The organism is Cupriavidus sp. F041, from assembly GCF_057814235.1.
This window is the reverse complement of the sequence record NZ_JBVASY010000001.1, coordinates 888,277-900,567: the sequence shown is the minus strand read 5'-3', so window position 1 is coordinate 900,567 and position 12,291 is coordinate 888,277. Positions and strand designations below refer to the sequence as shown.

General features: G+C 64.6%; 10 protein-coding genes. 5 read left to right on the top strand and 5 right to left on the bottom strand.

What is annotated here, in order from left to right; all coding sequences use genetic code 11:
- Positions 1-3: 3 nt before the first annotated feature.
- The 3 genes from benB to catA form a co-directional block, all read right to left on the bottom strand.
- The gene (gene benB / locus ACZY0R_RS04135; protein WP_488857249.1) at positions 4-504 is read right to left on the bottom strand and encodes a benzoate 1,2-dioxygenase small subunit; all 501 of its coding nucleotides are present in this window, start codon (positions 502-504) and stop codon (positions 4-6) included.
- Positions 501-1,880 (bottom strand): benzoate 1,2-dioxygenase large subunit, encoded by a 1,380-nt coding sequence (gene benA / locus ACZY0R_RS04130; protein ID WP_488857248.1) that lies wholly within the window; start codon positions 1,878-1,880, stop codon positions 501-503. Before benA ends, benB begins: the two co-directional genes overlap by 4 nt.
- Before the next feature lie 118 nt (positions 1,881-1,998).
- Positions 1,999-2,913, bottom strand: a complete 915-nt coding sequence (gene catA / locus ACZY0R_RS04125) for a catechol 1,2-dioxygenase (protein WP_488857247.1) — start codon at positions 2,911-2,913, stop codon at positions 1,999-2,001.
- Between the two features lie 217 nt (positions 2,914-3,130).
- Between catA and ACZY0R_RS04120 the strand changes: the two genes are divergently transcribed.
- The 5 genes from ACZY0R_RS04120 to ACZY0R_RS04100 all read left to right on the top strand — a co-directional run bounded on the left by ACZY0R_RS04120 (position 3,131) and on the right by ACZY0R_RS04100 (position 10,038).
- Positions 3,131-4,042 (top strand): LysR family transcriptional regulator, encoded by a 912-nt coding sequence (locus ACZY0R_RS04120; protein WP_488859495.1) that lies wholly within the window; start codon positions 3,131-3,133, stop codon positions 4,040-4,042.
- A 170-nt stretch (positions 4,043-4,212) separates the two neighbouring features.
- The gene (acnB, locus tag ACZY0R_RS04115) at positions 4,213-6,798 is read left to right on the top strand and encodes a bifunctional aconitate hydratase 2/2-methylisocitrate dehydratase (protein WP_488857246.1); all 2,586 of its coding nucleotides are present in this window, start codon (positions 4,213-4,215) and stop codon (positions 6,796-6,798) included.
- Between the two features lie 382 nt (positions 6,799-7,180).
- Positions 7,181-8,209: an IS630 family transposase gene (locus ACZY0R_RS04110; RefSeq protein ID WP_488857245.1), complete on the top strand. Its 1,029-nt coding sequence runs from the start codon at positions 7,181-7,183 to the stop codon at positions 8,207-8,209.
- A 20-nt stretch (positions 8,210-8,229) separates the two neighbouring features.
- The gene (locus tag ACZY0R_RS04105) at positions 8,230-8,673 is read left to right on the top strand and encodes a thioesterase family protein (RefSeq protein ID WP_488857244.1); all 444 of its coding nucleotides are present in this window, start codon (positions 8,230-8,232) and stop codon (positions 8,671-8,673) included.
- A gap of 105 nt (positions 8,674-8,778) precedes the next feature.
- Complete coding sequence (locus ACZY0R_RS04100; RefSeq protein WP_488857243.1) at positions 8,779-10,038, top strand: DUF1444 domain-containing protein; 1,260 nt, start codon at positions 8,779-8,781, stop codon at positions 10,036-10,038.
- 24 nt (positions 10,039-10,062) lie between these two features.
- Here ACZY0R_RS04100 and alkB read toward each other — a convergent pair whose 3' ends face one another.
- Together alkB and ACZY0R_RS04090 are read right to left on the bottom strand one after the other, a co-directional pair.
- Positions 10,063-10,716: a DNA oxidative demethylase AlkB gene (gene alkB, locus ACZY0R_RS04095; RefSeq protein ID WP_488857242.1), complete on the bottom strand. Its 654-nt coding sequence runs from the start codon at positions 10,714-10,716 to the stop codon at positions 10,063-10,065.
- A gap of 118 nt (positions 10,717-10,834) precedes the next feature.
- Positions 10,835-12,289 carry a flagellar hook-length control protein FliK gene (locus ACZY0R_RS04090; RefSeq protein ID WP_488857241.1) on the bottom strand — a complete coding sequence of 485 codons (1,455 nt, stop codon included), beginning with the start codon at positions 12,287-12,289 and terminating at the stop codon, positions 10,835-10,837.
- Positions 12,290-12,291 lie beyond the last annotated feature (2 nt).

Genomic DNA, 12,291 nt, shown 5'->3' with positions numbered 1-12,291 from the left:
CGCTCAGATGTGATAGATGTCGATGACCTGGTTGATGTAGTCGTTTTTCAGCACGACGTACTTGTCCAGGATCTGCGGCCGCTCGCCGGCAAAGTCGATGACGTAGCGCGACATGCCGAAGTAGCTGTAGTTGGTCTTGTAGCGGTGGCTCAGCGTGTGCCAGTTGAAACGCACCGTGCAGACGCCGCCTTCCTGGCGCTCCAGCTCGACGTTGCTGAGGTTGTGGCTGGTGCGTGTGTCCGGCATGGTGGCGCTGGAGCGCTCGGTCTTGATGCGGAACACGCGGTCTTCCAGGCCCTGGCGGTTCGGGTAGTAGATCAGCGAGATCTCGCGCTGGGGGTCGGTCACCAGCGTGTCGTCATCGTCCCAGGATGGCATCCAGAACGCGGCATCCGGGTGATAGCAGGCCAGCCATTCATCCCATTGTTCGTCATCCAGCAAGCGGCTTTCCCGGTAGAGGAAGGCCTGGATATCCGCGAGGCTGATCGTGGCGGTCGTGGTCATGCTTCGCTCCCTGCGTTGCTTGCTTCGGCCCCGGTGGCTTTCTTCATGACGTCCAGCCAGTAGCGGTGCTGCACCGTGTACAGGCCTTCGTCCTCTGTCTTGACGCCGCTCATCAACGGCTTGAGGCCAATCTTCTGCGCGGCCTCGTCGGCGCCTTCCACCCAGTGCGTGGCGCCGCGGCACATGTCGTTCCATTCCACTGCGCTGCCGGCATAGCCTTGCTGGCAGGCGCGGAATTCTTCCAGGTCGTCGGGCGTGGCCATGCCGCTGACGTTGAAGAAATCCTCGTACTGGCGGATGCGGCGCGCGCGCGCCTCGTCGGCCTCGCCCCTGGGCGCGATGCAGTAGATGGTGACTTCGGTCTTGTTGACGGATAGCGGGCGCAGCACGCGGATCTGCGAGCCGAACTGGTCCATCAGGTAGACGTTCGGGTACAGGCACAGGTTGCGCGAGTTCTGGATCATCCAGTCCGCCGTCTCGGCGCCGCAGCGCTCGGCGAATTCCTCGCGCCGGCTGAAATTCGGCCGGTCTTCGGGATTGGCCCAGCGCGACCACAGCAGCATATGGCCGTGATCGAAGGCGTAGAAGCCGCCGCCTTGCCGGCCCCAGTTGCCCGCGTCCATCGCGCGGATCTTGTCCTCGCGGGCGTTCTCCTGCTTGCGGTGGTTGGTGGTGGCGGCGTAGTTCCAGTGCACCGCGGAGACGTGGTAGCCGTCGGCGCCGTTCTCGGTCTGCAGCTTCCAGTTGCCTTCAAAGGTATAGGTGGAGGCGCCGCGCAGCACTTCGAGCCCGTCGGCGGACTGGTCCACGATCATGTCGATGATCTTGGCGGCTTCGCCCAGGAAATCCTTGAGGGGCGCCACATCCGGGTTCAGGCTGCCGAACAGGAAACCGCGGTAGTTTTCAAAGCGTGCCACCTTTTTCAGGTCGTGCGAGGCTTCCTTGTTGAAGCAGTCGGGGTAGCCGGCGCCCTCCGGATCCTTGACCTTGAGCAGCTTGCCGCTGTTGTTGAAGGTCCAGCCGTGGAAGGGGCAGGTGTAGGTCGCCTTGTTGCCGCGCTTGTGGCGGCACAGCATGGCGCCGCGATGGGTGCAGGCGTTGATCAGGGCGTTGAGTTCGCCCTGGCGGTTGCGCGCGATCACGACCGGCTGGCGGCCGATGTAGGTCGTGTAGTAGTCGTTGCTGTTGGGGATCTGGCTCTCGTGCGCCAGGTAGATCCAGTTGCCCTCGAAGATGTGCTTCATCTCGAGTTCGAACAGCGCTTCATCGGTAAAGGCGCTGCGATGCAGGCGGTAGTCGCCGGTTTCGCGGTTTTCCACCAGGTAGTCGTCCAGCCGCTTCAGGGTCGGGCTGTTGTCCGGGTAAATGGGGATCATGAGGTGTCTCCTGCATCCGTGCGGATGCGCCGGGCCGTGAGGTGTCCTCAGGGCGGCCCTGATGTGGCTGCAGCGGCCGGCAGGTGCGCCGGCTACGTCTTTCCTGTCTTGGGGGCGCTTACGCGGCGGCGCGCTTGCGTTCCACTTCCGGCGCCGGCGCCGCGGCGCATTCGCCGTACAGGCGGAAGTCGAAATCGATGGAGGCAAACGGCTTGCCCAGGCCGCGTTTGGCAAGTTCCTCGGGGGCGTCGATATGCCTGACGGCCGGCACCAGCCCCTCGCGGCTGGCGAAGGCGAAGTCGTCCCACAGGTATTCGTCGCCGTCGATATTGATCTGGGTGGTCAGCTTGCGATGGCCGGGGGCCGAGACGAAGAAGTGGATGTGGGCAGGCCGGCGGCCGTGGCGGCCCAGCAGGTCCAGCAGGTGCTGGGTGGTGCCTTGCGGCGGGCAGCCGTAGCCCATTGGCACGTTGCTGCGGAACTGATAGCGGCCCTCGCCGTCGGTCACGATGGTGCGGCGCAGGTTGAAGTCCGACTGGGCCTTGTCGAAGAACGAGTAGTTGCCAAGCAGGTTGGCATGCCAGACCTCCACCGAGGCGCCGGGCAGCGGCTTGCCGTTGGCGTCGTACACCGTGCCCTGCATGAACAGGACCTCGCCCTTGCCGTCCTCGCTGCCGTCGTCCAGCCGGGCGAAGCCTTCGCTGGCCGGTGCGCCGGCCACGTACAGGGGACCCTCGATGGTGCGCGGTGTGCCGCCGTTCAGGCCGGCCTTCGCCTCGGCTTCGTCGGCGCGGATGTCCAGGAAACGCTCCAGGCCCAGGCCGGCGGCCAGCAGGCCAAGCTCCGGGCCGGCCTCTGCGAAATACTCGATGCCCTTCCAGACTTCGCTTGCGCTCAGGTCAAGGTCCTCGATGGCCTTGAACAGGTCGGCGGTCAGGCGGGCCACCACGCTTTGCACGCGGGCGTCGACATTGCCCTTGGCGGTGTCGACGATGAACGCTTTCACCAGCGCTTCGATTTCCGGGTGAGTCATTTGTCTGCTCCTTGTCTCTGGTTTTCTGGGTGGGTCCGTCTTGCAAGACGCCGTTCATGTGGCCTTGCATTGGCTTCCGGCATGGCGGCGTGATTCGAACTAAAATGCCAAAAAGGTATAAAAAATCGTTGTCACAGCCTGGTGCGAAGAATAGGAGCACTGAATTTGGCGGTCCAACACTGTTTTAGTATTGGCTGAATACTCAAAAGGTATGACTTTGGACTTGCGTCACTTACGTTACTTTGTCGCCGTCGCGGAGGAACTCAACTTCACTCGCGCGGCCGAGCGGCTGCATATCGCGCAGCCGCCGCTGAGCCGGCAGATCCAGCAGTTGGAAGAGGGGTTGGGGGTGCAGCTGTTCGAGCGCAACGCGCGGCCGCTAAAGCTGACCGAGGCCGGGCGCTTTTTCTACGCGCATGCCCTGCAGCTGCTGGCGCAGGCCGCGGAACTGGAGTCGATGACCCGGCGGGTGGGGCAGATCGAGCGGAAAATGTCGGTCGGCTTTGTCGGCTCGACGCTGTACGGCATGCTGCCCAAGATCATCCGGCGCTTCAGGACTGAGCACCCGGAGATCGAACTCAGCCTGCACGAGATGACCACCATGGACCAGATCGCGGCGCTCAAGCAGGGCACCATCGACGTGGGGTTTGGCCGCATACGGCACGAGGACCCGAATGTGCGCCGGGTTGTGCTGCGCGAGGAGCGCATGATCGTGGCGCTGCCGGTCGGGCATCCGCTCTCGCTGGTCAAGCCGGTACTCTCGCTGCACGACCTGCTGGGCGAGACCCTGATCATCTTTCCCAAGGCGCCCCGTCCCAGCTATGCCGACCAGGTGCTGGCGGCGTTCCATGACCGCGCCTTGCAGCCGGGGCGCATCCATGAGGCGCGCGAACTGCAGATCGCATTGGGGCTGGTGGCGGCGGGGGAGGGCATTTCAATCGTCCCTAGCAGCGTGCATGGCCTCAAGCGGGACGACATCAGCTACAAGGAACTGGACGATCCCAACCTGGTGTCGCCTATCATCATGAGCACGCGTAGCCTCGATGAGACCGAGGAGATCAGCGCCATGCTCGACATGATCTACCGGCTGTACGAAGAGGAGAAGCTGGATTTCCTGCCGCCGGGCTAGGAAGCGATCTAATGCGCAGAGGTTGCCGCCTGGACGGGAAGGGGCTTGATTTTATTTGGTTTTTTATTGTCAACTCTTATATAAGATATAAGACGTTTGACCTAAAACGCACTTCCCTTTAAAATCGCGGCACAACCGGTTTTTGCAACCCTATTACTCCGCAGGTTCCCATGCTTGAAAACTATCGCGCCCATGTTGCCGAACGCGCCGCGCTCGGCATTCCCCCTCTGCCGCTGACCGCCAAGCAGACTGCGGAACTGATCGAATTGCTGAAAGCGCCCCCTGCGGGTGAAGAGCAGGTCCTGGTCGACCTGATCACGCACCGCGTGCCGGCCGGCGTGGACGACGCCGCCAAGGTCAAGGCCTCGTACCTTGCTGCCGTCGCACTGGGCAAGGAAGTCTGCCCGCTGCTTTCGCGTGCCAAGGCAGCCGAGCTGCTGGGCACCATGCTGGGCGGCTACAACATCTCCCCGCTGATCGAACTGCTGGACGATGCCGAGATCGGCACCGTTGCCGCCGAAGCGCTCAAGAAGACGCTGCTGATGTTCGACGCCTTCCACGACGTCAAGGAAAAGGCCGACAAGGGCAACGCCAACGCCAAGGCCGTGCTGCACAGCTGGGCCGACGCCGAGTGGTTCACCAGCCGTCCGGAAGTGCCGCAAAGCCTGACCGTGACCGTGTTCAAGGTCACCGGCGAAACCAACACCGACGATCTGTCGCCGGCCCCGGACGCCACCACGCGCCCGGACATCCCGCTGCACGCGCTGGCCATGCTGAAGAACGCGCGCCCCGGCATCACCCCGGAAGAAGACGGCAAGCGCGGCCCGGTCAAGTTCATCGAATCGCTGAAGGACAAGGGCAACCTGGTCGCCTACGTGGGCGACGTGGTCGGCACCGGTTCCTCGCGCAAGTCCGCCACCAACTCGGTGCTGTGGTTCACCGGCGAAGACATCCCCTTCGTGCCGAACAAGCGTTTCGGCGGCGTGTGCCTGGGCAGCAAGATTGCCCCGATCTTCTACAACACCATGGAAGACGCCGGCGCGCTGCCGATCGAGCTGGACGTGTCCGGCATGGAAATGGGCGACGTGATCGAGCTGCGTCCCTATGACGGCAAGGCCCTGAAGAACGGCGCAGTCGTCGCCGAATTCACCGTGAAGTCCGACGTGCTGTTCGACGAAGTGCGCGCCGGCGGCCGTATTCCCCTGATCGTCGGCCGTGGCCTGACCGCCAAGGCCCGCGAAGCGCTCGGCCTGGCTCCGTCCACGCTGTTCCGCCTGCCGCACAACCCGGCCGACACCGGCAAGGGCTTCACCCTGGCCCAGAAGATGGTTGGCCGCGCCTGCGGTCTGGAAGAAGGCAAGGGCATCCGCCCGGGCACGTACTGCGAACCGAAGATGACTTCGGTGGGCTCGCAGGACACCACCGGCCCGATGACGCGTGATGAGCTGAAGGATCTGGCTTGCCTGGGCTTCTCGGCCGACCTGGTGATGCAGTCGTTCTGCCACACCGCCGCCTATCCGAAGCCGGTCGACGTCAAGACCCACCACACGCTGCCGCAGTTCATCAGCACCCGTGGCGGCATCTCGCTGCGCCCGGGCGACGGCGTGATCCACTCGTGGCTGAACCGCATGCTGCTGCCCGACACCGTCGGCACCGGCGGCGACTCGCACACCCGTTTCCCGATCGGCATCAGCTTCCCCGCAGGTTCGGGCCTGGTGGCTTTCGCGGCTGCCACCGGCGTGATGCCGCTGGACATGCCGGAATCCGTGCTGGTGCGCTTCAAGGGCAAGATGCAGCCCGGCGTCACGCTGCGTGACCTGGTCAACGCGATTCCGCTGTACGCGATAAAGTCGGGCATGCTGACCGTGGCCAAGCAAGGCAAGAAGAACATCTTCTCGGGTCGTATCCTGGAAATCGAAGGCCTGCCCGACCTGAAGGTCGAGCAGGCATTCGAACTCTCCGACGCGTCGGCTGAACGTTCGGCCGCCGGTTGCTCGGTGCGCCTGAACAAGGAACCGATCATCGAATACATCAACAGCAACATCACGCTGCTGAAGTGGATGATCGCCGAGGGCTATCAGGACCCGCGCAGCCTGTCGCGCCGCATCCAGGCCATGGAAGCCTGGCTGGCCGATCCGAAGCTGCTGGAGCCGGATGCCGACGCCGAATACGCCGCGGTGATCGAGATCGACCTGGCCGACGTGCATGAGCCCATCGTGGCCTGCCCGAACGACCCGGACGACGTCAAGACCCTGTCGGAAGTGGCTGGCGCCAAGATCGACGAAGTTTTCATCGGTTCGTGCATGACCAATATTGGCCACTTCCGCGCGGCCTCCAAGCTGCTCGAAGGCAAGCGCGATATCCCGGTCAAGCTGTGGGTTGCCCCGCCGACCAAGATGGATGCCAAGCAGCTGACCGAAGAAGGCCACTACGGCGTGTTCGGCACCGCAGGCGCCCGTACGGAAATGCCGGGTTGCTCGCTGTGCATGGGTAACCAGGCACAAGTGCGCGAAGGCGCTACGGTGATGTCGACCAGCACGCGTAACTTCCCGAATCGTCTTGGCAAGAACACCAATGTGTATCTGGGTTCGGCTGAGCTGGCGGCGATTTGCTCGCGTCTGGGGCGTATTCCGACGAAGGAAGAGTACATGTCGGATATGGGTGTGCTGAACGCCAATGGCGACAAGATCTACAAGTACATGAACTTTGATCAGATCGAAGACTTTAAGGATGTGGCGGATACGGTGACGCTGTAAGCGGTACTGGTTTTCGACAGGTATGTATGTTTTGGAAGGCCCCCTTGCGGGGCCTTTCTTTTATGGTTGTCGGGGTGTTTGGCTGAAGGGGGCTTGGGGGTGTTGATCGCAGTTTGAGGGTATTTGGTTTTTTTTGGGGCGGTGTTGGTTTCAACGACCAACACCGCCCCAAAAAAAACCAAATAGCATTAAAACTCCACCGACTCACCACCTATTCCAAGAATCTCGAACACATAATTCCCAACAGCCAGCGCCAAACCATTAACGCTGCATCAGCCCGAACAATCGCACATAGTGCGGATAAAACCTCACCTACTCATAAGTCAGAAATTTAGCGGACATATAGTCTATGCTTGAGCGATAGTCATTGAGAGGCACGCTCATGAAACGGGACGGCCGCAGTCTGGCTCACAACACGCTTGAAGAAATGCGCATCCTGGCGGTGCAACGCATGGCCGAGGGGGACCATCCGGATGATGTCGCGGCGTCGTTCGGAATGAATCGGTCGTGGGCATACAAGATTCGCGCCCAGGCGCATGGCCGTGGTGTACGAGCGCTGCGCTCGACCAAGGGCACGGGTCGCCCGCGCACGCTCACGCTTGCGCAGGAGCAGCGGGTGCTGCGATGGATCAATGGCAAGAATCCGATGCAGTATGGGTTCGATTTCGGGCTGTGGACGCGCAATCTGGTTCGCGAACTGGTGCAGATAAAATTCGGCGTGACGCTGAGTCTGGCCTCGATCGGCGCGATGCTGGCACGCCTGAACCTGACGCCGCAAAAGCCGCTGCAGCGCGCTTACCAGCGCGATCCGGAGGCGATCGATCGCTGGCGGCGCGACACGTTTCCGGCCATTGCCAGGCAGGCTCGTGAGCAGAAGGCGGATATCTTCTTCTGGGACGAATCGGGCTTTCGAGCTGACTCGGTGCATGGCAAGACGTGGGCGCCGCGCGGAGAAACGCCCGTTGTCGAGCGGCCGGGCCAGCGGCAAAGCATGAGCGCGGCGTCCGCCGTCAGTTCGAAGGGTGCCTTCTGGTTTGCAACGTATGAAGGCGGGCTCAGCGGCGAGTTGTTCGTCACGCTGCTCAAGAAGCTGATGTTCAACCGAAAGAAGGCGGTACATCTGATCGTCGACGGATTGCCAGCGCACAAGAAGACCATCGTCAAGGACTACGTTGTCAGCACGCAGGGCAAATTGACCTTGCATTTCCTGCCCGGTTACGCCCCTGACCTCAATCCAGATGAGTTGGTATGGAGTCACGTCAAGCGCAACGGCGTCGCGCGGCGCCCTTTGCAAAAAGGCGAAAAACTGGGCCCGCGAATTCACGAACAGCTTGCACAAATTGGACGCAATCCGAAGCTCGTACGCTCGTTCTTCAGGCATCCATCTGTCCGCTATATTTCTGACTTATGAGTAAATCCCCCCTTAGCATCATGGCCCGCCTAAAACTCGAATTCCCCGAAGACCAATACTGCTACTCCACCCACCTCACGGTGCGCGTCACCGACATCAACTCGGCCAACCACCTCGGCAACGACTCGATGATCTCGATGATCTCCGAGGCACGCGCCCGTTTCCTCTTCGAGTTCGGCATCCAGGAAACCCAGGGCGACGGCGTCGGCATCATCGTCAGCGACCTCGCCACCACCTACCGCAACGAGGCGCACGCCCGCGACCAGTTGCTGTTCGAGGTTGGGGTGATGGATTTCAACCGATACGGCGGCGACATCACTTTCCGCATCACGCGCCCGCAGGACCAGACGCTGGTGGCAATGGCCAAGTCCGGTTTTGTCTTTTTCAACTACCAGATCAAGAAGGTGGTGCCGATGCCGGAAGCCTTCTCGCGGAAATTTGTCAAGGTCAACTGGGTCGACTGAGGCCCGGTTAGCGCGGCAGGCAGCATAGCCGGGCGCGCCGGCTGCGCGGCACAGGCGCGACATGGGGTAAGGTGTGAGCAATGCTATCCGCGCCACGCCATCGTCATGGGTTTCTTCGACTCGCTCTTCCTGCGCAAGCCGCCGCCGGACCGTTTCGCGGCGCATTTCATTGCAGTGGCCAGACGCCAGGGTTTCGAGGGCCGCCTGGAATTCAATGCGGACGAGTTCCGGCTGGAGCACGGGCGCAATGCTTTTTTCAACCTCCACAATGCCTACCGGGCGTATTGCGAGACGCGTGGCGCACAGCGCGACAAGGCGCTGCACAGCTTCGTGGCGACCTTGTGCTCCAGCGGTCAGGCTACGCCTGCCTTGCTGTCAGAGGCAGGCCCCATGCTCCGCCCGCTGATCCGCAGCCGCTCGCTGATCGATGAAATCCGGCTGCATCACATGCGCACCGAGGGCGATGCCTCGAGCTTCCAGGCCGCCTGCCTGCCCTTCGGCGACGATTGCGTGATCCTGCTGGCGGTGGACTACCCGGAAACCACCTCGACCCTGTTGAACGGCCCTTCCGCCTCCTGGCAACTGACCCTGGATGAGGCGCTGCGGATCGCGGCCGACAATCTGCGCGACCACACCGCCGAGGCCTTCGTGCAGGTGGCCCAGGGCGTGTACCAGGGCGCCTGGAGCGATGGATACGAGGCCAGCCGCGCGCTGCTGCCGGATGTGCTGCAGCGGGTGCCGGTGCGCGGCCGCCCGGTGTTCATGTTGCCCACCCGCGAGGTACTGCTGGTGACCGGCGACCAGGACGAAGCAGGGCAGCTGCACATGGTGGAGCTGAGCCTGCAGGCTTCGCGGCAGGGCCGCACGATCTCGCCTGCCATGTTCCGCTACGGGCCCGGAGACGCCTGGCACGCAGCGCACGCCGTGCCGTCTGGCCCGGACGTGTCGCATTTCGTGCCGGCCGGCGCGCAGGCGGCACGGCATCTTGCCCACCTCAAGCGGCTGTACCAAAAGGAAGAATACGACACGCAGAAGGATGCCATCGATCGCCTGAACGAGCGCGCCGGCGCGGGTGTGTTCCTGGCGAGTTACCTGCTCTACGGCCAGCAGGACGATCCCGTGGCCTCGTTTTCGGTCGCCACCTGGACCTGCGGCGTGGACACCTCGCTGCCGCTCACGGACCGCATCGCGCTGGTGCGGCCCGATGCCGACGATGCCCCCGGGAAGACGCGGGTGGTGGCATGGCAGCAGGCGCTGGCGCTGCTTGGCGATCTGGTCGAGGAAGAAGCGCTCTATCCCGTCAGGTACCGCGTACGGACCTTCCCCGACGAAAGCCGCCTGGCGCTGCTCGATGAAGTGGGCTGACGGGCACTGGCGCCGCGCCACCCGCTAACGCGTCTTGCGGAAGGTCAGGTTGATCCGCTCGTGCCCCAGCAGCGCGTGGTCGCCGTCCGCCAGCGGCGCGATGCCATGGAACGCCAGGCGCGCGGGGCCGCCCCAAACCACCACGTCGCCATGCGCCAGCCGCACGCGCAGCGGGCGCTCGGCGCGCCGCAGGCCGCCGAACAGGAATATGGCGGGCAGGCCGAGCGAAACCGAGACGATGGGCGCGCGCAGGTCGAGCTCGTCGCGGTCCTGGTGCAGGGACAGGCGGGTGCCGGGCGCGTAACGGTTGAGCAGGCAGGCGTCCGGCACGAAATCCGCAAAGCCGGCAGTGGCGGCGGCTTCGCGCGCCAGCGACAGGAACCCCGCCGGCATGGCCGGCCATGGCTGGCCGCTAAGTGGATCGGCCGCTTCGTAGCGGTAGCCTGTGAGATCCGAAACCCAGCCAAACGGGCCGCAGTTGGTCATGGCCACCGACATGCGCAGGCCGCCCGGCGTGATGAGGTGGCGCCATGGCGCTTGCGCCGCAATGCCGCGCACGGCATCCAGCAGGGTCTGGTCATGCTCCCGCGCGAAGCCGCGCAATACCACCGCGCCGGGCACGATCGGCTCGGCATGGGGTGCGTCTTGCGGCAGGGAGTCGAACAGGTCAAAGGTCATGGCGTTCTGGCGGGCGGGCGCTGCAGCCCTGCGCTAAAACGACATGGTAAGCGCGAACGCGCGTGGCTGCTGCGGGGGCTGCGGCATATGCGCCGCAGCCCCCGTCGCTCGCGTCCGGTCAGGCGAAGGTGTCGACCTCGCCGCGTGCGAGGGTACGTGTCACCGGCGCAGCGGGGCCGGCATTGAGAGGAGCCGTGGTGGCGCCTGCCAGCGTGCCGAAGCCGTTTTGCGGGCTGCCCGGCTGGCGTTGCTGTTGCTGCTGACCGTTGCCGGCCTGGCCGGCAAAGCTGTCGGCGCCGACCGAGGTCTGCCCAAGCTGGATGCCGTTGTCCGCCAGCGCGGTGCGCAACTGCGGCAGCGCTGCTTCGACCGCGGCACGCACGGCCGCGTGGGGCGAGACGAACTGGGCCTGTGCCTGGTCGTTGACGACGTTGAGCACGACCTTGAGCGGGCCGAGATCGGGCGGGTTGAGCTGCAGCTCGGCGGTGTGGTTGCCCTGGGTCGACAGGCGCACCATCTGCTGGCCGAGCGCTTGCGGCCACTGGCCGTCGCCTACCGGCGGGGCGATCGGCAGCGAGGTGGCTGGCGACAGGCCGCCGGCGGTGGGCGCCAGGCTCGCGGCCATGGTGCTGGCGGCCATCATCGGCGTGGCGGCCACGCCAGCGGGCGCGGCTTCCGTGTTGGCCGGCTCGGCGGCGCGCATGGCTGCCGCCAGTTGCATCGGGTTGGCTGGCGCGGCGGTGGCGGCAACCTGGGGCTTGCTGTCCTTGCTGGCTTCGCCAAGTTGGAGCTGGGCCTTGTACGGCTGGCCGGAGGTGTCCTGCTGCCCGGCGCCGGACTGTCCCTTGCCGGCTTGCTGGCCCGCCACGGCAGCCGCGAGGCTGGCGGCCAGGTCCGGGCTAGCCTTGGCAGCGTCGCCGGCCGGGGCGGCAGCCGGCTTGTCCGTGGCCGCGGCCTGGGTGCTGGCCGGGGTTTGCGGCGCGGGCTGCAGCGCGGCGCGCTGGGAGGCGATGGTGGCCAGCGTATCGGCTGCCGCCGAGCTTGCCGGTGCGGCGGCGTCGGGCGTGGTGGCTGCCGTGGTGGCCAGGGCGGGGTCCTTCAGGCCGGCCTGGGTACCCAGGGCAGCCGTGCCGGGCAGTCCGGCCGCGGCAGTTTGCGCGCCGTTGGCTGCCGGCGTGGCAGGCTGGGCCGCTTGTGGCGCCAGCAGGGCGGCAAGCGCAGCGGCGGCGGACTGGGCGGCGGGGTCCGCCGCCACTTCCTGGCCCTGTTCGTCTTCCTTGTCCTGGCGGCGCGACGGCTTGGCAGCTACCGCGTTGCCTTGCGCGACCTGGGCAGGATCGTTGCCGGCGGCGCCGCCATCCTTGCCGTTTGCGTCGGCGCGGGCAGGGGCGCAGTCGGCGTTTTTATTGCTTCCGGCGCTCTGGTTGCTGCTGGTACGGTCCTCGCTGCGGGCGCGCGCCAGCGCATCGCCGAACCCCTGCGTCTTCGCATCGGTGCTGCCGGCGTTGTTGGCGTTGCGCGGGGAGGTCGCCGTGCTGGCGGCATTGCTGACAATCTGGCTGATATCGATCATGT